This window comes from Streptomyces sp. NBC_00654, assembly GCF_026341775.1.
Classification (GTDB): domain Bacteria; phylum Actinomycetota; class Actinomycetes; order Streptomycetales; family Streptomycetaceae; genus Streptomyces.
This window is the reverse complement of sequence record NZ_JAPEOB010000003.1, coordinates 658440-681422: the sequence shown is the minus strand read 5'-3', so window position 1 is coordinate 681422 and position 22983 is coordinate 658440. Positions and strand designations below refer to the sequence as shown.

Genomic DNA, 22983 nt, shown 5'->3' with positions numbered 1-22983 from the left:
CGACGCCAGCGGCCACGCCCGCCGACGCGACGTCAGCGCCCACGCCCGCCGACGCGACTCCAGCGGCCGCGGCCGGTGCGGAGGCGTACGACCGGCTGCCGGACGCCGTCACCGAGATCTTCGGCGCGGACGCCACGGCCGAGCGTGCCTACGACCTGCTGACCGTCGACGTTCCCGCCGCCTCGTGGATCGACGCCCTCGAAACGGCCCGCGACCGACTGGGCTGCGGCTACTTCGACTGGCTCAGCGCCGTCGACGAACCCGGCACCGGCTTCCGCGTCTGCGCCCATGTCGCGGCACCGCGAACCGGTACGGTCCGCCGCCTCCTGGTCCGTACGACCGTTCCGCACGAGGCCCCGGTCCTGCCCAGCGCCATCGGCGTCTACGCGGGCGCGGAGTGGCACGAGCGCGAGACGCACGAGATGTTCGGCATCGGCTTCGAGGGCCACCCGCACCTCGTCCCGCTGCTGCTGCCCGAGGGGTTCGAGGGCCACCCGCTGCGCAAGGACTTCGTCCTGGCCGCCCGGGTCGCCAAGGCATGGCCCGGAGCCAAGGAGCCGGGCGAGTCCGAGCACGGCGGTCCCAAGCGCCGTACGATGCTGCCGCCCGGCGTCCCCGACCCGAACGAATGGGGCCCGCTCAAGGGCCAGCTCCCGCCCGCCCCCTCCCGCCCGGCCCGCGGCGCCCGCGCCGCGGCGGGCGACCGCCCCGTACGCCGCGCCCGCAGCGCGAGCGAGGGCTCGGCCGCCCAGCGCGCGGCGACGGGCACGGCGGAGGTGGCGGACACGACGGCGGGTGCGGCAGGTAGGGCGGGTGCGGCGGGTGCGTCCGCAGAGCCCGCGACACCTCCGGCTCCCGCGGCCCCTGCGGCTCCCGCCGCCCGGCCGCGGCGTTCGCGCAGCGTGTCCGAGGGTTCGGCGAGCCAGCAGCGCGCGGCGACACCCCCGGCCCCTGAACCGGACACCGCATCCGCGCCGGACACCGCGTCCGCGCCGGACACCGCGTCCGCGCCGGACACCGCGTCCGCGCCGGACACCGCGTCCGCGCCGGACACCGCGTCCGCGCCGGACGACACGGCGAGCGCCCCCGGGGCCACGCCCCCGCGCACCCCGCGACCGCCGCGCAGCACGGACGCCCCCTGGCACGACGCCCGCCCCGCGTTCGACGACACCGACGGAGGCGGGGCCGGCACGCCCCGGTCGACGGGCGAAACGCCCGCCCCCGCGCCGGACGCAGAGCCGGACGCCGCGCCGGACCCCGACACAGAAACCCGTCCGGACCGTCCGGACCGCCCGGACCGTTCCGATCAGTCCGACCGCCCCGACCGTCCCGCCGGAGGGGATACCGCGTGAACGACGTACTCGACGTCGCCCTCCGGCTCATCATCGTCTTCGCCGTGTTCATGGTCGTCCCGCTCGTCGTGGGCCAGACCGAGCACAAGGTGATGGCCCATATGCAGGGCCGTCTCGGCCCCATGTACGCCGGTGGCTTCCACGGCTGGGCCCAGCTCGTCGCGGACGGCGTGAAGTTCGCGCAGAAGGAGGACGTGGTCCCGGCCGAGGCCGACCGCCGGGTGTTCCAGCTCGCGCCCGCCGTCGCGCTCCTGCCGTACCTCCTCGTCCTCGTCGCCATCCCGATCGGCCCCAGCGAGGGCGCGGTCGGCCAGGTCGTCGACGCGGGCATCTTCTACGTACTCGCGGTGATGGGCATCGGGGTACTCGGCTCGCTGATGGCCGGCTGGGCCTCGGCCAACAAGTTCTCGCTCCTCGGCGGACTCCGGACCGCCGCCCAGCTGCTCGCCTACGAACTGCCGATGCTGCTCGCCGCCGCCTCCGTGGCCATGGCTGCGGGCACCGTCTCGCTCCCCGGCATCCTGAACGCCTTCGAGTGGTGGTGGCTCCCCTGGCAGATCGTCGGAGCCCTGGTCTTCTTCGTGGCCGGACTCGCCGAACTCCAGCGCCCCCCGTTCGACATGCCCGTCGCCGACTCCGAGATCATCTTCGGCGCGTACACCGAGTACACCGGGCTGCGTTTCGCCCTGTTCCTCCTGGCCGAGTACGCCGGCATCGTCGTCCTGTGCGGCCTGACCACGGTGCTGTTCCTCGGCGGCTGGCACGGTCCGCTCGGGGCCGACGGGCTCGGCTGGGTCTGGACCCTCCTCAAGACCGGCATCCTCGCCTTCGTCGTCATCTGGCTGCGCGTCAGCTATCCCCGCCTGCGCGAGGACCAGCTGCAGAAGCTCGCCTGGACCACGCTCATCCCGCTCGCTCTCGCGCAGATCGCGCTCACCGGCATCGTGAAGGTGGCGATCAACTAGTGCCTCCGATCCCTGGCTCCGGCCTGGCCAAGGGCCTCGCCGTCACCCTGCGCACGATGACGAGGAAGACCGTCACCGCGCAGTACCCGGACGTCCAGCCCGAACTGCCGCCCCGCAGCCGCGGTGTCATCGGCCTGTTCGAGGAGAACTGCACGGTCTGCATGCTCTGCGCCCGGGAGTGCCCCGACTGGTGCATCTACATCGACTCCCACAAGGAGACGGTGCCCGCGGCGGCCCCGGGCGGCCGTGAACGCAGCCGCAATGTCCTCGACCGCTTCGCGATCGACTTCTCGCTCTGCATGTACTGCGGTATCTGCATCGAGGTCTGCCCTTTCGACGCGCTGTTCTGGTCGCCGGAGTTCGAGTACGCGGAGACGGACATCCACGAGCTCACCCACGAGCGGGACAAGCTCCGCGAGTGGATGTGGACCGTGCCGGAGCCGCCCGCGCTCGACCCGGGGGCCGAGGAGCCGAAGGAGATCGCCGCGGCCCGCAAGACCGCGGAGAAGCTCGAAGCCCAACGCGCCCAGGCAGCCCAGGCAGCCCAGCAGGCCCAGGAAGCACAGGCCACACAGGAAGCCCAGCAGACACCGAAGCAGGAGGGGGACCAGTGACCCTCGCCGACACCGCCGCCGCCACGACGGCTGCCACGGTCACCACCGCCGCGGATCACCCCGGCTTCCTCTCCCCGACCGGTGTCGAGATCGCCTTCCTCCTGGTCGGCCTCGCCACCTTCGGCGCGGCACTCATCACCGTCACGACCAAGCAGCTCGTCCACGCCGCCCTCTGGCTGGTCGTGACGCTCGGTGGTCTGGCGGTCGAGTACCTCCTGCTCACCGCGGAGTTCATCGCCTGGGTCCAGGTCCTGATCTACGTGGGTTCCGTCGTCGTCCTGCTCCTCTTCGGACTGATGCTGACCAGAGCGCCCATCGGCCGCTCCCCGGACGCCGACTCGGGTAACCGGTGGGTCGCCCTCGGCGTGGCCGCGGCCGCCGCTGCCGCCCTCGTCTGGGTGGTCGTGGACGCGTTCCGGACCACCTGGATCGACCTGGAAGGACCGGCCCAGGGCTCCACCCGGGCATCGGGCGAATTCCTCTTCAGGCACTGGGTGCTGCCCTTCGAGGCGCTCTCGGTCCTGCTGCTCGCCGCCCTCGTCGGCGCGATCGTCCTGTCCCGCAAGGACAACAAGAGCCGAGAGGACAAGAGCTGATGCACCTCGCCTATCCCGCCGTGCTCGCCGTCCTCCTCTTCTGCACCGGGCTGTACGGCGTACTCGCCCGGCGCAACGCGATCCTCGTCCTGATGTCCGTCGAGCTGATGCTCAACGCCGTCAACCTCAACCTGGTCGCCTTCGACGTCTGGCTCCGCGACGCACTCCACTCCGGCCAGGCCCTCACCCTCTTCACCATCGCCATCGCCGCGGCCGAGATCGGCATCGGCCTGGCGATCGTCCTCGCGGTCTACCGCAACCGGGGCAGCTCCGACATCGACCGCCTCCGCGACACCGCCGAGACGGACGCCGCCGAAGAGGCGGACCAGGCGGACGCCGACGACGACGCACACCAGGCCACTGCTCCGGCAGGGAAGGCAAAGAAGGCAGAGGCCACCGCGTGACCACCACGACCCTCGCCGCCCTCGTTCCCCTCCTCCCCTTCCTGGGCGCGGCGGCCGGCCTGCTCCTCGGCCGCACCGCCCCCGGCTACGTACGCCCCCTCGCGATCCTCCCCACCCTCGGCGCGGCCGTCATCGCCGTGATCGTCGCCGCACGCCAGGGCGGCGGCCCGGCCATCGACGCCGCGACCCAGCTGACCCCCACCGGCTCGGTCCCCATCGACCTCGCCCTGCACCTCGACGGCTTCGCCGTCCTCGTCGCCGTACTGGTCGGGCTCGTCGCGACCTGCGTGCAGATCTACTCGACCGCCTACCTGCGCGACGACCCCCGCTACCCCTCGTACGCGGCCCTCGTCTCCCTCTTCACCGCCGCGATGCTCCTCGTCGTCTACTCCGGCGACCTGATGGTGCTCCTGGTCGGCTGGGAGATCATGGGCATCTGCTCGTACTTCCTCGTCGGCCACTACTGGGAGACGCCCGAAGCGCGGGCAGCCTCGCTCAAGGCCTTCCTGGTCACCAAGCTCGGCGATGTCCCCTTCCTCATCGGCCTGTTCGCGCTCGCCGCCGACACCGGCACCTTCCGCATCACCGGCATCCTCGGAGCCGTCGCGAACGGCGGACTCGACCACCCCACCCTCATCGCCCTGCTGCTCCTCGCGGGCGTCGCGGGCAAGTCCGCGCAGTTCCCCCTGCACACCTGGCTGCCCGACGCGATGGCCGGTCCCACGCCCGTATCGGCGCTCATCCACGCCGCGACGATGGTCGCCGCCGGTATCTACTTCGTGGCCCGGCTCCTCCCCGTCTTCGCCGCCTCCGACGCGGCACTCGTCGTGCTCGCGGTGATGGCCGCCGTCACGATGATCGGCTCCGGAATCGCGGCCCTGGCACAGGACGACATCAAGCGGGTCCTCGCCTACTCGACGATCGGCCAGCTCGGCTACATGTCCGGTGCTCTGGCCGTCGGCGACCGCGGTGCCGCCGTCTTCCACCTCCTCTCGCACGGTGCGTTCAAGGCCGTCCTCTTCCTCGCCGCCGGGGTCGTCATCCACGCCGCCGGGACGAACTCACTGGCCGCCATGTCCCGTATGGGCGGCCTGCCCCAGCGCATCCCGGACGCCTACTGGACGATGACCGTCGCCCTCCTCGCCCTCGCCGCGATCCCGCCGTTCGCCGGCTTCTTCTCCAAGGAAGCCGTCCTCGTCGCCGCCGAGCACACCGCCTTCGGCGACCGCGACATCGCCCCGGCCGCCGCGGGCTGGACGATCCTCGTCGCCGGACTCCTCGCCGCCGTCCTCACCGCCGCGTACGCCACCCGCCTGTGGCTGCTGGCCTTCCGGGGCCGCGGTGCCGAGGCCCCCGACCACGGCAGGCAGCCCGTCGCCATGACCTCGGTCCTGTGGCTCCTGGCCGTCCCCACCATCGCCTTCGGGCTCACCGTCGGCACGATCTCCGACTGGTTCGACGGCCACAGCCTCACCCCCTCCCTCGCCACCGCCGTCCTCTCCACGGGCGTCGGCCTCGTCGGCGGTCTGGTCACCTATGCCGCCTGGCGGCACCGCACGGCGCTGGCCGCCCGTACCCCGATGGGCGCGGTCGTCGCCCACCCCGACGCCGAGCCCGCCCTGGTCGAGGTCGAGGCGATGACCTCGCACACCGCCGCCTACGGCCACGACGGGGACGCCCCCGATCCCGCCGACCCCGGCCGTCTGCTCCTCGGCCCGCTCCACCGCCACGCGGCCGCCGGCTTCCACCTGGACGCCCTGTACGCGACGCTCTTCGTCCGCCCCGTGCTGGCCGCGGCCCGCGTCGTCCGCTTCCTGGACCGTGAGGTCGTCGACACCTATGTACGCGGCTCCGGTACCGGCGCACGCTGGCTCGGCACCGCCGTCCGCCGTGCCCAGACCGGCAACGTGCAGACCTACCTCAGCGCACTGCTCGCCGGTTCCCTTGTCCTGGCGATCGCCGCCGTCGTCTTTGCCACCGTCAACGCCGGGTCGTGAGCCGTGATCGATATCAGCGAATCCGTGATGCAGTTCCTTCTCGCGTTCATCGTCGTCGCCCCGCTCCTCGGCGCCGTCGCGGCCCTTCTTCCGGCACCGCCCGGACTGCGGGGCAGGAACCCCGACCAGGCGGTGCTCCGCCACGGAGTGACCGTCACCGGCGTCGTCCTCATCGCCGCGATCGTCCTGGCCGCCGGCTTCGACCACGACCACCCGTCGAAGATGCAGGCCACCACCGACATCAGCTGGATCCCGGCGCTGGACGTACGGATCCACCTCGGCATCGACGGCATCTCGCTCCCCCTTCTCGTACTGACCGCGCTCCTGACCTTCCTCTGCGCGCTGTACAGCTACTTCGCCATGCCTTCCGGCCCCTCCCCGAAGGCCTTCGTCGCCCTGATCCTCGTCCTGGAGTCCGGCACCCTCGCGACCTTCGCCGTCCTCGATCTGCTGCTGTTCTTCCTCGCCTTCGAGATGGTCCTCATCCCGATGTACTTCCTCATCGCCCGCTGGGGCGGCGACCGGAAGCAGGCCGCCGCCTGGAAGTTCATCCTCTACACACTGCTCGGCTCGGTCGTCATGCTGCTGGGCCTGCTCCTCATCGGACTGAAGAGCGGCACCTTCGACATGGTGGCACTCGCCACTGACAACGGCCGTGGTCTCACCTCGTCCGTGCAGGTCATCGCCGTCCTGGCGATCGGCATCGGCCTCGCCGTGAAGACCCCGATGTGGCCGCTGCACAGCTGGCTCCCCGACGCCCACACCGCCGCCCCGACCGTCGGCTCCGTCCTCCTGGCGGGGGTCATGCTGAAGATGGGCACCTACGGGTTCGTCCGCATCCTGCTCCCCATCACCCCCGACGGGATGCACACCTTCGCGCCCTACCTCGCCGCCTTCGCGGTCGCCGGAATCATCTACGGATCCCTCGCCTGCCTCGCCCTCGCCCGACCCGGCTCCCAGGGCGACCTCAAGCGCCTGATCGCGTACTCCTCGGTCGGCCACATGGGCTTCGTCCTCCTCGGCATCGCGACCATGACCCCCACCGGCGTCAACGGCGCGCTCTTCGCCAACATCGCCCACGGCCTCATCACCGGCCTGCTCTTCTTCCTGGCCGGCGCGGTGAAGGACCGGTACGGCACCGCCGACCTCGACACCCTCGCCGGTGCCACCGGAGCGGCGCTCTACGGCCGGGCCCCCCGCCTGGGCGCCCTTCTCGCCTTCGCCGCCGTCGCCTCGCTGGGGCTGCCCGGACTCGCCGGATTCTGGGGCGAGATGCTCACCCTGTTCGGCGCGTTCGACCCCGCCGAAGGCCTCAGCCGCCCCGCGTTCCGCACTTTCATGGCCATCGGCGCGTTCGGCACCCTGCTCACCGCCGCGTACATGCTCATCGTCGTACGCCGCGTCTGCATGGGTGAGCCCACCGGGACCCGGCACCCCGGCGAGGCCCAGCACCCCGCCGGCACCCGGCAGCTCGCCGACATCCAGACGTACGAATTCGCCGCCTGGACCCCGCTCGCCGCCCTCACCGTCCTCGCCGGACTCTGGCCCGCCGTCCTCCTCGGCCTCACCGACCCGGCCGTGCAGAAGCTCCTCGCAGGAGGCAAGTCGTGACCGCGGACCTCGTGACCACAGCAGCCGGGGCCGTCCGCCCGGCAATCGACGCAGGAGCAGGAGCAGGAGCGGAGGCGGGCACGGGAGTCCCGGGGCTGCTCACCGCCGCGGCCGACAGCACCCCCAGCCTCGTCCAGTCCATCGACTGGCTCGCCATCGCACCGCCCGTCATCGTGGCCGCCTGCGCCCTGATCGTCCTCGTCGCCGACCTCTTCCTCCCCGAGCACCGCAAGCAGTACCTCGGCTACGGCACCATCGCCGGACTCCTCGCGGCCCTCGCCGTCCTCGTCCCGCTGCGCGCCGGGGACCGCTCCACCTTCTGCGTCACCGAAACCACCCGGGCCTGCAGCTACACCGCCGACCACTTCGCCCTCGTCATCCAGGCGCTCGTACTCGGCGGAGCCCTCCTCACCGCGCTGCTCTCCCTGGACGACACCCGCAAGCTCCCGGCGGGCGAGTTCTGGTTCCTGCTGCTGTCCTCGGCGGCGGGCGCGGCGCTCCTGCCCGCCGCCCGCGACCTCACCACGCTCGTCGTCGCACTCGAAGTCGCCTCGTTGCCCGCCTTCGCCCTGGTCGGCATCAAGCGCGGCGACCGGCGCTCCTCGGAAGCCGCCCTGAAGTTCTTCCTCTCCTCCGTCGTCGCGACCGCCGTGATGCTCCTCGGCGTCAGCTTCGTGTACGCGGCGACCGGCACCATGCACCTGACCGAGCTGGCCACCCGCCTCGACGGGGTACCCGGTCAGCTGGACACCCTCGCCAAGGCGGGCGTCGCCCTCACGCTCGTCGGCTTCGCCTTCAAGACGGCCGCCGCACCCTTCCACTTCTGGGTCCCCGACACCTATGTCGGCGCGCCCCTGCCGATCGCGGCCTATCTCTCCGTCGTCGGCAAGGCCGTCGGGTTCTCCGGCCTCATCCTCGTCACCGTGGTCGCGTTCCCCGCCTACGCCGACGTCTGGGGACCGGCCCTCGCCGTACTCGCCGCACTCACGATGACGATCGGCAATGTCGCCGCCCTGCGCCAGAACGCCACCCGCGCCCGCAGCGCCGTCCGCCTGCTGGCCTGGTCGTCCGTCGCGCAGGCCGGGTACCTGCTGGTCCCGATCGCCGCCGCCGCGTACGCCGGCGACGAGCGGATCGGCTCCACCGTCGCGTACGCCCTCATGTACGCCGTGGTGAACCTCGGCGCATTCGCCGTCGCCGCCCTCGTGGCGCGTACGAACCCCGGCAACCGGATCACCGACTACCGAGGCCTGTACGCCACCCGCCCCCTCGCCGCCCTGGCGATGGGCTTCTTCCTGCTCTGCCTGGCCGGGCTGCCACCGGGCATCATCGGCCTCTTCGCCAAGGTCACCGTCTTCTCGGCGGCCGTCGACGCGGGTCTCGGCTGGCTCGCGGTGGTCATGGCCGTCAACGTCGTGATCGCCCTCTACTACTACCTTCAGTGGACGGCCGCCCTCTTCCGGAGCCCGGAAGCCGCCGTCACGGCCGACACGGCCGGCACCGCCGCCCCGGCCGGGGCGGATGCCGCGACCGGGACCGGCGAAACGGCGGGCGAGGGCGCCCCGGGGCCCGCCCCGCACCGGCTGCGCGCCCCTGCGCCCCTCGTCACCGCGATCGCTCTCACCACCCTCGCGGGCGTGGTCCTCTCGGGTGCCCCGCAGCTCGTCCTCAGGTTCGCCGCGGTCAGTCTCTTCTGACGCTTCCCCCGGGAGCCGCCCGGAAGCCCCAAGATCGGTTTGCCCGCGGCGGCCCCCACAGGGCAGGGTTCATGCCTGCATACGTCACGTAAAGGACGTCACGTAGCGGGTACAGAGGAGCGAAGAGCAGTGCTGAACGGGTTCAAGGACTTCATCCTGCGCGGAAACGTCATCTCCATGGCGATCGGACTCGCCGTGGGAGCCGCCTTCACCGCCGTCGTCACCGGCTTCAGCACCGCGTTCATCACCCCGCTGATCGGCCTCGCCACCGGCTCGGTCGGTGACTTCAGCGCGGCGGAGTTCGCGGTCCAGGGCGCCATCTTCCCGTACGGCAAGTTCCTCGCCGCCGCCATCGCCTTCCTCATCACCGCCGCGGTCCTCTACTTCTGCGTCGTCGTCCCCATGGCCAAGGTCCAGAACCGCTTCACGGCCAAGAACGACGAGAAGGCCGACATCAAGGCCGCCGTACGCGACTGCCCCCGCTGCTACACGGAGATCCCCGCCATCGCCTCCCGTTGCGGGCACTGCACCAGTGACGTCCAGCCCGACCCCGAGGCACTCGCCCTCGCCGGGCTGCCCGCGCAGCGCTGACCCCCGCGGCACCCGCGAGCCTCACCGGGACACCCGTACGGCCCAAAGGCTGTCCCGCAGCGCGCCGGTACGGGTGACGGCGCCCGAAGAGCGGCCGGAGCGGCCGGGAACACCCCGTCCTCCGGCCGTGCGCACAAGGGAACTAGCTCCCCTCGCCTGGCGTTGACCAGTACGGGAGGCTCCACTGGAGAGTGGAGCACCACCAAGCAAAGGGTTCCCCTGCTGCACCACTTGGAGGGCGTACCGTGCACCGCCGGCACAACGGGCTGAAGACCGCCGTACTCCTCGGGGGACTGTCCGCACTCATCATCGTCATCGGCAGCTTCTTCGGACGTACGGGCCTGATCGTCGCGCTCCTGGTAGCCGTCGGCACCAACGCCTACGCGTACTGGAACAGCGACAAGCTGGCACTCAGGGCCATGCGGGCCCGCCCCGTCAGCGAATTCGAGGCGCCACAGCTCTACCGCATCGTGCGGGAGCTCTCCACCGAGGCCCGCCAGCCCATGCCCCGCCTCTACATCTCGCCGACCCAGGCACCCAACGCCTTCGCCACCGGCCGCAATCCGCGCAACGCCGCGGTCTGCTGCACCGACGGCATCCTCCAGATCCTGGACGAACGAGAGCTGCGAGGCGTCCTGGGACACGAGCTCAGCCATGTCTACAACCGCGACATCCTGATCTCGTCCGTGGCCGGAGCCCTCGCCTCCGTCATCATGTTCCTCGTCAATTTCGCCTGGCTGATCCCTGTCGGCCGGTCCAACGACGACGAGGGCCCCGGCATCCTCGGCATGCTCCTGATCATGATTCTCGGCCCGCTCGCCGCCTCCGTCATCCAGCTGGCCGTAAGCCGCTCGCGCGAATACGAGGCCGACGCCTCCGGAGCCCAGCTCACCGGCGACCCCCTCGCGCTCGCCAGCGCCCTGCGCAAGCTCGACGCCGGTACGAAGCAGCTTCCGCTGCCCGCCGAACCGAAGATCGAGACGGCGAGCCACATGATGATCGCGAACCCGTTCCGCCCCGGCCGGGGCATGGCCAGGATGTTCTCGACGCACCCGCCCATGGCGGAGCGCATCGCCCGACTCGAGCAGATGGCAGGTCATCGCCCGTGAAGACAATCCTGAACGTCATATGGCTCGTCCTGTGCGGCTTCTGGATGTTCCTCGGCTACATCGCCGCAGGTCTCCTGCTGTGCATCACGATCATCGGCATCCCCTTCGGTCTGGCCGCCTTCCGGATCGGCGTCTATGCCCTGTGGCCCTTCGGCTACATGGTCGTGGACCGCCGCGACTCCGGTGCGCCCTCCTGCGTCGGCAACGTCCTCTGGCTGATCCTGGCCGGATGGTGGCTCGCGCTCGGCCATATCTTCACCGGTATCGCCCTGTGCGTCACGATCATCGGCATCCCGCTCGGCATCGCGAACTTCAAGCTGATCCCGGTCTCCCTCATGCCCTTCGGCAAGGAGATCGTCCGCACCGACCAGCCCTTCGCCGCCCGGTAGACCGCGCGCCGCGCCAGGCAACCCGCACCACCTCTGCCGCGTCTTGGATTCCAGGACGAGGCAAGGGGTAGGTGCGGCGGTATGAGCATTGTCGGTTGGATCATTCTGGGGCTGCTCGCGGGCGCCATAGCCAAAATCCTGCTCCCGGGCCGGGACCCGGGCGGCATCGTGGGAACGACCCTCATCGGCATCGTGGGTGCCTTCGTCGGAGGCTGGCTGTCCAGCCGGTTCCTCGACCGCCCCATCAGCAACGACTTCTACGACACCGCGACCTGGGTGGCCGCCGTCGCCGGCTCCCTCGTCCTGCTCATCGCCTACCGGCTGCTCTTCGGCAACTCACGCGAACGCCGCTGACCCACAGCCGTGCGCCGTACGGCGCACGCGGCATGGCCCACGGCGCACGGTGCTTCACCGATCGCCCAGCCCCGTCTCGCGCAACGTCAGATTGAGCCGGCCGGCCCGCAGCCCCGTCTCCGGGCCGGCCGTCCCCGCGTACACCTTCGGCACGCCGTGGAAGGCGAGACGCGACGGTCCGCCGAACACGAACAGGTCCCCGGACGCCAACTCCACATCGGTGTACGGCCGCCCCCGGTCCTGGGTGTTCCCGAACCGGAACACACACGTGTCCCCGATGCTCAGCGACACCACAGGAGCACCGGAGCGCTCCTCCCGGTCCTGATGCATGCCCATCCTCGCCGCGCCGTCATAGAAGTTGATCAGCGCGGTGTCGGGCGCGAACGAGGCGGCGGCGTCCGCGTCCCCGTACGCCTCGGCCACCGCCGCACGCCCCAGATCCGCCAGCCACTCCGGGAATCCGGCGACCCGCGCGCCGTTCACATCGTCGGCGGTACGCCCGTACTGGTACGGCTGCCAGTGCCACCCCAGGCACACCGTCCGCACCGACATCACCCCACCGCCGGGCAGCACCGTACGCCGCAGCGGAACGGGCCCCAGCGCCCACTCCCGGCACGCCGTCACCAACTCCCGCCGCAGGCCCGGTGACAGCCACTCCGGTACGTGAACGGCGCCCGGTGCGACGACCCTCCGCGGCCGGGGAAAGAGACCGTCGGACGGCGGCGGATCCACGCGCGACACCACTCACCCCACCATCCTCACCACTCGCACCGGCCACTCGCACTGGCCACTCGCACCGACCACTCGCACCGACCACTCGCAGAGCCGCAGCCCGGAGCCCAGCGGCCCGGAACACGGCAGAAGCAGCCGGCTCAGCGGGCCACGGCTCAGCGGTTCACGGCTCAGCGGGCCACGGCTCGGCGCCCCGGGGCCAGGGCGCCTTCGAGCCCCAGCAGCCGTTCCTTGCGCTCCAGCCCGCCCGCGTACCCGCGCAGTGCCCCGTCCGCCCCGATGACCCGGTGACACGGCCGCACGACCAGCAGGGGATTGCGCCCGATCGCCGTCCCCACCGCACGCACCCCCGCACCGGAGGAGCCCACCCGCTCGGCGATCTGCCCGTACGACACCGTCTCGCCGTACGGAATCGCGTCCAGCGCCCGCCAGACCCGCCGCTGGAAGGCCGTGCCCGCCCCGTCCGCGTACGGGATGTCGAAGCGTGTCAGCCGGCCCGCGAAATACGCCTCCAGCTGCGCGGCGATCCCGGCGAACAGCTCAGGAGCCTCCCGCCAGCCGTCCTGGACGACCGCGCCGCCCTTCTGGCCGGGCAGGGACAGCGAAACCAGCCCGACACCGTCCGCCGCCGCCATCGCCGTATCGGCCGCCGCGGCGTTCTCGGTGCCCGCCGGCACCTCGCCGACGAGAAGCAGCTCGCCCAGCGGGCTGCCGACCTTCGCGTACACGGTCGTCATGATGTGTCTTCCTCCTTGCCCGGCGGACCGAGGCCTGTGCCACGCGGCCCGCACCGACCAGTCTGCGCCGTGCGCCGCCCCCTCACTGGCGGCATTCGGACATCGCGTCCAGGGCCCCCACCGGGACGCACCACCCGGCCCCGCAACCGGAATGCCCCCGGAACGCCCGCGGGGCGGTCCGCGCCGACCGGCACGCCCGCCCCGCCCTCAGGCCGCCGCGAACCGCGGCGGACCGGACAACCGCGTGAACCGCCTACCGGTAGTTGGCGAACTGCACCGCGAAATCGAAGTCCTGGCCCTTGAGCAGCGCCTGGACCGCCTGAAGGTCGTCCCGGCTCTTCGAGCTGACCCGCAGCTCGTCGCCCTGGACCTGCGCCTTGACGCCCTTCGGACCCTCATCGCGAATGATCTTCGCCACCTTCTTGGCGTTCTCCTGGGAGATGCCTTCCTCGATCGTGGCGAAGATCTTGTACTCCTTGCCGGACAGCTGCGGCTCCCCGGCGTCCAGCGACTTCAGCGAGATGCCGCGCTTGATCAGCTTGGACTGGAAGATGTCGAGGATGGCCTTGACCCGCTCCTCGCCGTTCGCCTCCATCAGGATCTTCTCGCCGGACCAGGAGATCGAGGCGCCCGTGCCCTTGAAGTCGTAACGCTGGGAGATCTCCTTGGCGGCCTGGTTGAGGGCGTTGTCGACCTCCTGCCGCTCGACCTTCGAGACGATGTCGAAACTGGAGTCGGCCATGACGTGTGGCTCCTTGTGTCGATGCGTTGGGATACAGCCCAAAGCCTAGCTATCGCCGCCCGCCCCGAGTGCTGATCAATCAGGTGGCGGAGCACCCCTACGCATCGGGTATCGTTTACGTCGTCGCCAAGGAGCACCCCAGTGGAGTTCCGACGCGTCGTTCGAGGCGGTGTGCCCGAGTGGCCAAAGGGAGCAGACTGTAAATCTGCCGGCTCAGCCTACCCAGGTTCGAACCCTGGCGCCGCCACGCGAACGGAGCCCCCGACCAGCACGTCTGGTCGGGGGCTCTTTCGTTTCCGTTCAGGTGCGCCGCACCCTCCGCGGCCGCGCCCGGTGGCCCGATCAGTTGCCCGCGATGTGCTTCACCGCGACCGTCACCGGCACGCTTCCCGCGATCAGTTCCAGCGTCAGGCCCGCTGTCGCCGGGGTGTCCAGCAGCTCCAGCAGCGTCGCCGCCACATCGTCGCGGGGCACCGGCCCCCGCCCGGTCGAGGCGGCCAGCAGCACCTGCCCGGTGCCCGCGTCGTTCGTCAGCATCCCCGGGCGCAGGATCGTCCAGTCGAGTGCGTCCCGGGAACGCACGTCCGCGTCGGCGGCCCCCTTCGCCCTCAGGTAGACGTCGAAGACCTCGTCGCCCGGGTGTTCGGGGTCGGCGCCCATGGAGGAGACGACGATGTAGCGCCGCACCCCGGCCCGTTCGGCCGCGTCCGCGAACAGCACCGCCGCGCCCCGGTCCACGGTGTCCTTGCGTTCCGAGCCGCTGTTCGGGCCCGCTCCGGCCGCGAAGACCGCCGCGTCGGCGCCCCGCAGGGCTTCCGCGGCTTCCTCCACGGACGCCGATTCGAGGTCCAGCACGACCGGTTCGGCGCCCGCCGCCCGCAGGTCCTCGCTCTGCTGCGGGTTACGGATGATGCCCGCGGCCTCATCTCCGCGCGCGGCGAGCAGACGCTCCAGCCGCAGCGCGATCTGACCATGTCCACCTGCGATGACAATGCGCATACTCACGACCGTACGCCGGAGTGCGGCGGCGCGCTCAAGACCTGCCGCCGGGCTGCGAGTCGGGGCGGCCCTGGCGGGGAAGGCCGAGGGCGACCGTGGTCTCGGAGTCGCAGTACTCGCGTACGGCGCTGGTACGGGCGACCACCCGGCCCCGGTGCACGACGATCCGGCTGTAGGCGAGCGAGAGCACCCCGGCGACCGTGTCCCCCCGGACGGCGAGGAGCTCGGCGGGGAAGCCGGCCTCGACCCGCACCTCGGGCAGGCCCATGGCCTCCCGGGCGGTGACGGAGACGGCGTCGTATGCGTGTTCGGCGCGCAGGCCGTTCTGCGAGGCCAGGAGGTAGGCGGCTTCGAGGGGGTCGCCCCGGCCGACGGGGTTGGAAGCGTCGCGCAGCGCCCCGCTGCCTGCCGCGACGCGTACGCCGGCGGCGCGCAGGAGGCGTACGGGCGCGGTCCCGCGCCGTTCCGCGCCGCAGCAGCCGCCCTGGGGCAGGCAGATGACGGTGACTCCGGCGGCGGCCAGCTGGTCGGCGGCGCGGGTGGCGGCGTCGTGGGGGAGCTGGGCGAGTCCGGCGCACGGCCCGATGGCGACGCCGGGGCGCAGCCCGCCGGCCATGGCGGCGAGCCGGGCGAGCCGGGCGGGATCGTCACTGTCCGTGTGCAGGTCGACGGGGCAGCCGTGTTCGGCGGCGATCTCCAGGACGGCTTCGGTGTAGCCGGTGGGGTCGGGATCGAGGTCGGGGCAGCCGCCGATGACCCCGGCGCCCATTTTCACGGCGTCGCGGAGCACGGCGAGGCCGTCGGCGCCCGCGATGCCGGTGAGCAGGCGGGGGACGGCGACGGCGGTGAGATCGGCGAGGCCGCGCAGCGCCCGCCGGGCCTGGAGGACGGCTTCGAGGCGGGCCAGGCCCTGGACGTCCCCGATGCGCACGTGGGAGCGCAGGGCGGTGGCGCCGTGGCCGAGCTGGAGCAGGGCGGCCTCGGTGGCGCGGCGCTGGATGTCCTCGGCGCGGTGGGAGGCCGGGCCGGGGCTGCCGGGGCCCGCGCTGTCGGCCGTGAGCGCGGTGTCGCTGTGGGCGTGGGGCTCGGCGGGGGCCGGGAGCAGGAGGTACCCGCGCAGGTCGACACGGGGCCCCCGGGCGCCGAGGCTGCCCGTGGTGCCGACGGCTTCGATACGGCTGCCACCGAGCCGTACGTCCACGGTGCGGCCGTCGGTGAGCCGGGCGCCGGAGAGGACGAGCGCGGGGGTGTCGCCGGCGGTGGCGTCGTGGGCGGCCGCGTCGGCGCCGCCGGGCACGCTGTCGTCGGGCCGCCGCGGCTGGCTGTCGGGCATCGCGCTCCTGGGAGGGGTGCAAGATCACTTGGAGTGGGTCGAGCCTAGGGGGGCTCCGGGCCCGCTTCGAGGAGGAGCGGAATAGTCGTACCGGTGTGGCTCGTGGGGCGTGCCGAGTCCCGCTTCACGGCTGCGGCGGGGCTGTGCCGGGAACTCGATCAAGGCCCTGATCACGGCGCTGTTCACGGCCCGCCCGGGGGGCTCGGCGGGGCGCGGTTCCGGTGCCCGGCACGGGTCGCGGAAACGGATTTGGGCGATCGGCGGAGGACCGTGTAATGTCTTCATCGCTCGCCCCAATAGCTCAGTCGGTAGAGCGTCTCCATGGTAAGGAGAAGGTCTGCGGTTCGATTCCGCATTGGGGCTCTGGTGATCGGGAAACCCCGCTTCGGCGGGGGGACTCGTCATCAAAGCGGTGTAGCTCAGTCGGTAGAGCAAGCGGCTCATAATCGCTGTGTCACCGGTTCAAGTCCGGTCACCGCTACTAACGGTAGCCGATTGTGGGGTCGGTCCTTCGATCGGCTACTCTTTTATGCGTTCATCCGTCCATCCGTCCGTCCAAGGAGCACTCACGTGGCTGCCACCGACGTCCGCCCGAAGATCACGCTGGCCTGCGTGGAGTGCAAGGAGCGGAACTACATCACCAAGAAGAACCGGCGTAACAACCCGGACCGTCTTGAGATGAAGAAGCACTGCCCGCGCTGCAACTCGCACACCGCGCACCGCGAAACGCGCTGAATCAGGCTCGTACACGAGGCCGTCCCCTCTGGGGGCGGCCTCGTGTCGTTGTCTGGGGCCGTTCCCCGCTGTTATTCGTCTTTCATCAGGAGGTAGCGAGCTCATGGCGCTCGACCAGTCCTTCGTGGGGCGGACCTATCCGCCCACTCCGGCGTACGAGGTCGGCCGGGAGAAGATCCGCGAGTTCGCCGAGGCGGTGGGCGACATCAATGCGGCGTACGTCGATCCGGAGGCCGCACGGGCGCTCGGGCATTCCGATGTGATCGCGCCGCCCACCTTTGTCTTCTCGATCACGTTCAAGGCCGCCGGAGTGGTCGTGCAGGACCCGCAGCTGGGGCTGGACTACAGCCGCGTGGTGCACGGCGATCAGAAGTTCACGTACGTGCGCCCGGTGCGGGCGGGGGACCGGCTCACGGTCACCTCGACGATCGAGGGCATCAAGTCCCTGGCGGGCAACGACATCCTGGACATCCGGGGCGATGTGCACGACGAGTCCGGTGCGCTCGTGGTGACGGCGCTGACGAAGCTGGTGGCGCGCGCCGCCGAGGAGGCGTGATGACGGCGAAGATCAGTTACGAGTCGGTCGAGGTGGGCACGGAGCTGCCGGCGCGGTCGTTCCCGGTGACGCGGGCGACGCTGGTGCAGTACGCGGGTGCCTCGGGCGACTTCAACCCGATCCACTGGAACGAGAAGTTCGCACGCGAGGTCGGGCTGCCGGATGTGATTGCGCACGGCATGTTCACGATGGCCGAGGCGATCCGCGTGGTCACGGACTGGGCCGGGGATCCGGGTGCGGTCATCGACTACGGGGTGCGGTTCACCAAGCCGGTCGTCGTGCCGAACGATGACAAGGGTGCGCTGATCGAGGTCAGCGGCAAGGTCGCCGCGAAGCTGGACGACCGTCAGGTGCGGGTCGATCTGGTCGCCGTGTGCGACGGCAAGAAGGTGCTCGGCATGTCCCGGGCGGTCGTCCGGCTCGCCTGAGAGCCCGTCGCGTACGTACGGTCCGTGGCCCGGCCGAGGAGGCGGGGGCGCGGACCGTACGCTTGTCCCCGTGCAGGAACTCCACGACGCCCCCCTCGCCCCCCTGACCACCTTCCGGCTCGGCGGCCCCGCGGCCCGCCTTCTCACGGCCACCACCGACGCCGAGGTGATCGCCGCCGTGCGCGAGGCCGACGGGAGCGGCACCCCGCTCCTGGTCATCGGCGGCGGATCCAATCTGGTCATCGGCGACAAGGGCTTCGACGGCACCGCCCTGCGCATCGCGACCAAGGGCTTCGCCCTGTCCGGTACGACGCTGGAGCTGGCGGCCGGGGAGGTGTGGACCGACGCCGTCGCCCGCACGGTCGAGGCCGGTCTCGCGGGAATCGAGTGCCTGGCCGGTATCCCGGGCTCCGCGGGTGCGACGCCGATCCAGAACGTCGGCGCGTACGGCCAGGAGGTGTCCTCCACGATCACGGAGGTCGTCGCCTACGACCGGTACACGCGTGACACGGTCACGATCCCGAACGCCGAGTGCGCGTTCTCGTACCGGCACAGCCGGTTCAAGGCGGAACCCGATCGCTTCGTGGTGCTCCGTGTCCGTTTCGAGCTGGAAGAGGCGGCAGGCCAGTCCGCGCCGCTCAGGTACCCCGAAACGGCCCGCGCCATGGGTGTGGAACAGGGCGAACGCGTTCCCGCCTCGGCCGCCCGCGAAACGGTGCTCCGGCTCCGCGCGGGCAAGGGCATGGTGCTGGACCCCGAGGACCACGACACCTGGTCGGCCGGCTCCTTCTTCACCAACCCCATCCTCGGACCGGCCCAGTACGAGGCCTTCCTGGACCGCGTACGGGAACGGCTCGGCGACGGCACGGTGCCCCCGGCGTTCCCCACCGGGGACGGCCGTACGAAGACGTCGGCGGCCTGGCTGATCGACAGGGCGGGCTTCACCAAGGGCTATGGCACCGGCCCGGCCCGTATCTCCACCAAGCACACCCTCGCCCTCACCAACCGGGGCGGGGCGACCACCGAGGACCTGCTGGCCCTGGCCCGCGAGGTCGTCGCCGGGGTCCACGAGGCCTTCGGCGTCACCCTGGTCAACGAACCCGTGACCGTCGGCGTGAGCCTGTAGGAGCGGGGCAGGGCGGGGAGCGGCCGGCCGACGCTCAGTAGGCGACGCCCACGCCCTGCTTCACGGCCGCCGGATCGTCGATCAGCGCCAGCATCGCGTGCGCCACGTCGGCCCGTGAGAGGGACCGGGCGCTGCGCGGGGTGCCGCCGATGACCGTCCGGTAGGCCCCCGTGCGCGGCCCGTCCGTCAGTTTCGGCGGCCGTACGGACGTCCAGTCCGTCGCGGAACGGGCGAGGGCCTCCTCCATCCGCGTCAGGTCGGCGTAGATCTCCTTGAGGACCGCCCCGACCGCCCTGCGGGCCAGCCGGTCCACCAGCGGGTCACCGGCGGCCTCGGGACCGACCGGCGTCGCGCTCACCACCAGCAGCCGCCGCACCCCCTCGGCCTCCATCGCCGCCAGCACCAGCCCGGTCAGCCGCTCCGCGACCCCGCCGGCCTTCCGGCCGCGCGACCCCAGCCCGGAGAGCACCGCGTCCCGGCCCGCCACCGCCGCGCGCACCGCGGCCGGGTCGTCGAGCCGCACGACGTCGTGGACCGCCGCACCGGCCGGCCCCTCCGGGAGCCTCTCCGGGTCACGGACCACGATCGTCACCTCGTGACCGGCCTCGGTCCCCTGACGCACGAGCTCCTGGCCGATGCCGCCCGTCGAGCCGAACACGGTGATCCTCATGGTGCACTCCTCGGGTGGGTAAGTACTCACTCACCCATAGGGTGAGTGGATACTCACCCTCTCGTCAAGGTTGGTTGGAGCACCCATGGACCAGAGACCGACCCGTGTCCGCATCGTCGACGCCGCCCATGAGCTGATGCTCGGCATAGGCCTCGCCCGGACCACCACCAAGGAGATCGCCAAGGCCGCGGGCTGTTCGGAAGCGGCGCTGTACAAGTACTTCTCCGGCAAGGAGGAGCTGTTCGTGACGGTGCTCGGCGAGCGGCTGCCCGAGCTCGGCAGCCTCCTGAGCGCCCTGGCGGCCGAACCGGGGGAGGGGGACATCGAGCACAACCTCACCGAGATCGCCCGCCAGGCGGCGCTGTTCTACCAGCAGAGCTTCCCGATGGCCGCGTCTCTGTACGCCGAGCCCCAGCTCAAGCGCCGCCACGAGGAGGCCATGCGGGAGCTGGACACCGGGCCGCACAAGCCGATCCAGGGCCTCGACGCCTATCTCCGGGCCGAACAGCGGGTGGGCCGTGTCCGCGGTGACGCCGACACCTATGCCGCGGCCTCACTGCTGCTCGGCGCCTGCGCCCAGCGCGCCTTCGTCTACGAGATGGCACCCGGCCGCACGCCGCCGCAGCCGCTCGACGAATTCGCCGCCTCGATCGCCCGCACCCTGCTGGGCGGAATCGGTTAGCTACGGGACAGCCGTCAGCCAGTCGTCGATCCCGGTCAGCATCTTCTGCGCCACGTCCGCCGGCGCCGCCGACCCCCGTACGGACTGCCGCGCCAGCTCCGCCAGCTCCTCGTCGGTGAAGCCGTGGTGGCGGCGTACGAGGTCGTACTGCGCGGCCAGCCGGGAACCGAACAGCAGCGGGTCGTCCGCCCCGAGGGCCAACGGGACTCCCGCGTCGAACAGGGTGCGCAGCGGTACGTCCGCGGGCTTCTCGTAGACCCCGAGCGCCACGTTGGAGGACGGGCAGACCTCGCAGGTCACCCCGCGCTCCGCCAGCTTGCGCAGCAGCCGGGGGTCCTCGGCGGCCCGTACGCCGTGCCCGATCCGGGCCGCGCCGAGGTCGTCGAGGCAGTCGCGCACACTGGCCGGACCCGACAGCTCACCGCCGTGCGGTGCCGCGAGGAGGCCACCCTCACGGGCGATGGCGAAGGCACGGTCGAAGTCGCGGGCCATGCCCCGGCGCTCGTCGTTGGAGAGCCCGAAGCCGACGACGCCCCGGTCCGCGTACCGCACGGCGAGCCGCGCCAGGGTCCGGGCGTCCAGCGGGTGCTTCATCCGGTTCGCGGCGATCACCACCCGCATCCCGAGCCCGGTCTCCCGGGAGGCGCTGTCCACGGCGTCCAGGATGATCTCGATGGCCGGGATCAGCCCGCCGAGCAGCGGGGCGTACGAGGTGGGGTCGACCTGGATCTCCAGCCACCCGGAGCCGTCCACGACGTCCTCCTGGGCGCTCTCGCGCACGAGCCGCTGGATGTCCTCCGGGGACCTCAGGCAGGACCGGGCGATGTCGTAGAGCCGCTGGAAGCGGAACCAGCCCCGCTCGTCGGTCGCCCGCAGCCTGGGCGGCTCGCCGCCGGTCAGTGCCTCGGGCAGGTGCACGCCGTACTTGTCGGCTAGTTCGAGCAGGGTGGTGGGCCGCATCGACCCGGTGAAGTGCAGGTGCAGGTGGGCCTTGGGCAACAGACGTACATCACGCTCCATCGGAAGATCCTGCCGCACGGGCGGCCCGGAGCGGAAGCCGCTTTCCCTCCTGGGGCACCGATCGAACAAAAAGTGCCCCCCGGCCGCGGCCGGGAGGCACTTCTCATGGGGTGGGCGTACCGGTCAGGCCTTGGCCTCGCCCAGCAGCTTCTGGAGCCGCGAGACGCCCTCGACGAGGTCGTCGTCGCCCAGGGCGTACGAAAGCCGCAGGTAACCCGGCGTACCGAAGGCCTCGCCCGGTACGACGGCGACCTCGGCCTCGTCCAGGATGAGCGCCGCGAGCTCCACCGAGGTGGCGGGGCGCTTGCCGCGGATCTCCTTGCCGAGCAGCTCCTTCACCGACGGGTAGGCGTAGAACGCGCCCTCGGGCTCCGGGCAGAGCACGCCGTCGATCTCGTTGAGCATCCGCACGATGAGGTTGCGCCGGCGGTCGAAGGCGGTGCGCATCTCGTCGACGGCGTCCAGCGGGCCGGAGACGGCGGCCAGTGCGGCGACCTGGGCCACGTTGGAGACGTTGGAGGTGGCGTGCGACTGGAGGTTGGTCGCGGCCTTCACGACATCCTTCGGGCCGATGATCCAGCCCACGCGCCAGCCGGTCATCGCGTACGTCTTGGCGACACCGTTGACCACGATGCACTTGTCGCGCAGCTCGGGCACGATCGCCGGGAGCGAGGTGAACGTCGCGTCGCCGTAGACGAGGTGCTCGTAGATCTCGTCGGTCAGCACCCACAGGCCGTGCTCGACGGCCCAGCGGCCGATCGCCTCGGCGTCGGCCTCGCTGTAGACGGCGCCGGTCGGGTTGGACGGCGAGACGAACAGGACGACCTTCGTGCGCTCGGTGCGCGCGGCTTCGAGCTGCTCGACGGAGACCCGGTAGCCGGTGGTCTCGTCGGCGACGACCTCGACCGGGACACCGCCCGCGAGACGGATCGACTCGGGGTAGGTGGTCCAGTACGGGGCGGGGACGATGACCTCGTCGCCCGGGTCGAGGATCGCGGCGAACGCCTCGTAGATGGCCTGCTTGCCGCCGTTGGTCACCAGGACCTGGGAGGCGTCGACCTCGTAGCCGGAGTCGCGCAGCGTCTTCTCCGCGATGGCGGCCTTGAGCTCGGGAAGCCCGCCCGCCGGGGTGTAGCGGTGGTACTTCGGGTTGCGGCAGGCCTCGACCGCGGCGTCGACGATGTAGCCGGGGGTGGGGAAGTCCGGCTCACCGGCGCCGAAGCCGATCACCGGGCGCCCGGCGGCCTTGAGGGCCTTGGCCTTGGCGTCGACGGCGAGGGTCGCGGACTCGGAAATCGCACCGATGCGGGCGGAAACCCGGCGCTCGGAGGGAGAAGTTGCAGCGCTCATGCCCCCCATGGTCCCAGACAGGAATCGCCGTCGGCACAGCGGTTTCAGGGACCGGACAGGACGTGGACAGCATGCGGACGGGGCCGGTCGGTTCCTGTCTGTTCGACGCGACGGCCCCGAGCACGTACACTCACCTGTCGTTGGCCTTCACCAGCCGCACCGTTCACGCATCCGGTCACCCGGGAGCATGCGGT

General features: G+C 71.5%; 25 protein-coding genes and 3 tRNA genes. 20 read left to right on the top strand and 8 right to left on the bottom strand.

Annotation, left to right across the window (positions count from 1 at the left end; all coding sequences use genetic code 11):
* Positions 1-95 precede the first annotated feature (95 nt).
* From OHA98_RS35425 to OHA98_RS35370, 12 genes are all read left to right on the top strand, one after another.
* Complete coding sequence (locus OHA98_RS35425) at positions 96-1352, top strand: NADH-quinone oxidoreductase subunit C (RefSeq protein WP_323179707.1); 1257 nt, start codon at positions 96-98, stop codon at positions 1350-1352.
* Positions 1349-2317, top strand: coding sequence for a complex I subunit 1 family protein (locus OHA98_RS35420; RefSeq protein WP_266931791.1), 969 nt, complete (start codon positions 1349-1351; stop codon positions 2315-2317). The genes OHA98_RS35425 and OHA98_RS35420 overlap by 4 nt, the downstream gene beginning before the upstream one ends.
* Positions 2317-2931, top strand: a complete 615-nt coding sequence (locus tag OHA98_RS35415) for an NADH-quinone oxidoreductase subunit I (protein ID WP_266931790.1) — start codon at positions 2317-2319, stop codon at positions 2929-2931. The genes OHA98_RS35420 and OHA98_RS35415 overlap by 1 nt, the downstream gene beginning before the upstream one ends.
* Positions 2928-3527, top strand: coding sequence for an NADH-quinone oxidoreductase subunit J (locus OHA98_RS35410; protein WP_266931789.1), 600 nt, complete (start codon positions 2928-2930; stop codon positions 3525-3527). Before OHA98_RS35415 ends, OHA98_RS35410 begins: the two co-directional genes overlap by 4 nt.
* Positions 3527-3931 carry an NADH-quinone oxidoreductase subunit NuoK gene (nuoK, locus tag OHA98_RS35405; protein WP_266931788.1) on the top strand — a complete coding sequence of 135 codons (405 nt, stop codon included), beginning with the start codon at positions 3527-3529 and terminating at the stop codon, positions 3929-3931. The genes OHA98_RS35410 and nuoK overlap by 1 nt, the downstream gene beginning before the upstream one ends.
* Positions 3928-5928, top strand: coding sequence for an NADH-quinone oxidoreductase subunit L (locus OHA98_RS35400; protein WP_266931787.1), 2001 nt, complete (start codon positions 3928-3930; stop codon positions 5926-5928). Before nuoK ends, OHA98_RS35400 begins: the two co-directional genes overlap by 4 nt.
* Positions 5929-5955: 27 nt before the next feature.
* The gene (locus OHA98_RS35395; protein ID WP_266932548.1) at positions 5956-7539 is read left to right on the top strand and encodes a NuoM family protein; all 1584 of its coding nucleotides are present in this window, start codon (positions 5956-5958) and stop codon (positions 7537-7539) included.
* Between the two features lie 95 nt (positions 7540-7634).
* Entirely contained in the window at positions 7635-9236 is a 1602-nt protein-coding gene (locus tag OHA98_RS35390) for an NADH-quinone oxidoreductase subunit N (RefSeq protein ID WP_266932546.1), read from the top strand.
* 129 nt (positions 9237-9365) lie between these two features.
* The gene (gene mscL / locus OHA98_RS35385) at positions 9366-9827 is read left to right on the top strand and encodes a large conductance mechanosensitive channel protein MscL (RefSeq protein WP_266931786.1); all 462 of its coding nucleotides are present in this window, start codon (positions 9366-9368) and stop codon (positions 9825-9827) included.
* A 245-nt stretch (positions 9828-10072) separates the two neighbouring features.
* Positions 10073-10936, top strand: coding sequence for a zinc metalloprotease HtpX (gene htpX / locus OHA98_RS35380; RefSeq protein WP_266931785.1), 864 nt, complete (start codon positions 10073-10075; stop codon positions 10934-10936).
* A complete protein-coding gene (locus tag OHA98_RS35375) occupies positions 10933-11325 on the top strand; it encodes a YccF domain-containing protein (protein ID WP_266931784.1) in 393 nt (130 codons plus the stop codon). Before htpX ends, OHA98_RS35375 begins: the two co-directional genes overlap by 4 nt.
* 81 nt (positions 11326-11406) lie before the next feature.
* Positions 11407-11679, top strand: coding sequence for a GlsB/YeaQ/YmgE family stress response membrane protein (locus OHA98_RS35370; protein ID WP_266931783.1), 273 nt, complete (start codon positions 11407-11409; stop codon positions 11677-11679).
* Positions 11680-11733: 54 nt separating this feature from the next.
* Here the strand turns inward: OHA98_RS35370 and OHA98_RS35365 are convergent, their stop codons facing one another.
* The 3 genes from OHA98_RS35365 to OHA98_RS35355 form a co-directional block, all read right to left on the bottom strand.
* A complete protein-coding gene (locus tag OHA98_RS35365; RefSeq protein WP_266931782.1) occupies positions 11734-12420 on the bottom strand; it encodes an alpha-ketoglutarate-dependent dioxygenase AlkB in 687 nt (228 codons plus the stop codon).
* 161 nt (positions 12421-12581) lie between these two features.
* Complete coding sequence (locus OHA98_RS35360; RefSeq protein WP_266931781.1) at positions 12582-13148, bottom strand: methylated-DNA--[protein]-cysteine S-methyltransferase; 567 nt, start codon at positions 13146-13148, stop codon at positions 12582-12584.
* A 253-nt stretch (positions 13149-13401) separates the two neighbouring features.
* Complete coding sequence (locus OHA98_RS35355) at positions 13402-13890, bottom strand: YajQ family cyclic di-GMP-binding protein (RefSeq protein WP_266931780.1); 489 nt, start codon at positions 13888-13890, stop codon at positions 13402-13404.
* A 165-nt stretch (positions 13891-14055) separates the two neighbouring features.
* Here OHA98_RS35355 and OHA98_RS35350 point away from each other — a divergent pair.
* Positions 14056-14137: transfer RNA gene (locus OHA98_RS35350), tRNA-Tyr, on the top strand.
* A 95-nt stretch (positions 14138-14232) separates the two neighbouring features.
* On the opposite strand, the gene OHA98_RS35345 is transcribed toward OHA98_RS35350, so the two are convergent.
* On the bottom strand, positions 14233-14889 hold the full coding sequence (locus tag OHA98_RS35345) for an SDR family oxidoreductase (protein ID WP_266931779.1): 657 nt from the start codon (positions 14887-14889) through the stop codon (positions 14233-14235).
* A 34-nt stretch (positions 14890-14923) separates the two neighbouring features.
* Complete coding sequence (locus OHA98_RS35340) at positions 14924-16222, bottom strand: amidohydrolase family protein (RefSeq protein ID WP_266931778.1); 1299 nt, start codon at positions 16220-16222, stop codon at positions 14924-14926.
* A 290-nt stretch (positions 16223-16512) separates the two neighbouring features.
* On the opposite strand from OHA98_RS35340, the gene OHA98_RS35335 reads away from it, so the two are divergent.
* The 6 genes from OHA98_RS35335 to OHA98_RS35310 all read left to right on the top strand — a co-directional run bounded on the left by OHA98_RS35335 (position 16513) and on the right by OHA98_RS35310 (position 19067).
* Positions 16513-16585, top strand: a tRNA-Thr gene (locus tag OHA98_RS35335).
* A 45-nt stretch (positions 16586-16630) separates the two neighbouring features.
* Positions 16631-16703, top strand: a tRNA-Met gene (locus OHA98_RS35330).
* Between the two features lie 89 nt (positions 16704-16792).
* Positions 16793-16957, top strand: coding sequence for a 50S ribosomal protein L33 (rpmG, locus tag OHA98_RS35325; protein WP_003956487.1), 165 nt, complete (start codon positions 16793-16795; stop codon positions 16955-16957).
* Positions 16958-17060: 103 nt separating this feature from the next.
* Positions 17061-17513, top strand: coding sequence for a MaoC family dehydratase N-terminal domain-containing protein (locus OHA98_RS35320; RefSeq protein ID WP_266931777.1), 453 nt, complete (start codon positions 17061-17063; stop codon positions 17511-17513).
* A complete protein-coding gene (locus OHA98_RS35315) occupies positions 17513-17941 on the top strand; it encodes a MaoC family dehydratase (protein WP_266931776.1) in 429 nt (142 codons plus the stop codon). The genes OHA98_RS35320 and OHA98_RS35315 overlap by 1 nt, the downstream gene beginning before the upstream one ends.
* Positions 17942-18011: 70 nt before the next feature.
* Complete coding sequence (locus OHA98_RS35310) at positions 18012-19067, top strand: UDP-N-acetylmuramate dehydrogenase (RefSeq protein WP_266931775.1); 1056 nt, start codon at positions 18012-18014, stop codon at positions 19065-19067.
* 34 nt (positions 19068-19101) lie between these two features.
* On the opposite strand, the gene OHA98_RS35305 is transcribed toward OHA98_RS35310, so the two are convergent.
* Positions 19102-19737, bottom strand: a complete 636-nt coding sequence (locus OHA98_RS35305) for an NAD(P)-dependent oxidoreductase (protein WP_266931774.1) — start codon at positions 19735-19737, stop codon at positions 19102-19104.
* A gap of 85 nt (positions 19738-19822) precedes the next feature.
* Here OHA98_RS35305 and OHA98_RS35300 point away from each other — a divergent pair, with 85 nt between their 5' ends.
* Complete coding sequence (locus tag OHA98_RS35300; protein ID WP_266931773.1) at positions 19823-20419, top strand: TetR/AcrR family transcriptional regulator; 597 nt, start codon at positions 19823-19825, stop codon at positions 20417-20419.
* Here OHA98_RS35300 and OHA98_RS35295 read toward each other — a convergent pair whose 3' ends face one another.
* On the bottom strand, positions 20420-21439 hold the full coding sequence (locus OHA98_RS35295) for an adenosine deaminase (RefSeq protein WP_266931772.1): 1020 nt from the start codon (positions 21437-21439) through the stop codon (positions 20420-20422).
* A 123-nt stretch (positions 21440-21562) separates the two neighbouring features.
* Positions 21563-22789, bottom strand: a complete 1227-nt coding sequence (locus tag OHA98_RS35290; RefSeq protein WP_266931771.1) for a pyridoxal phosphate-dependent aminotransferase — start codon at positions 22787-22789, stop codon at positions 21563-21565.
* Between the last annotated feature and the right edge of the window lie 194 nt (positions 22790-22983).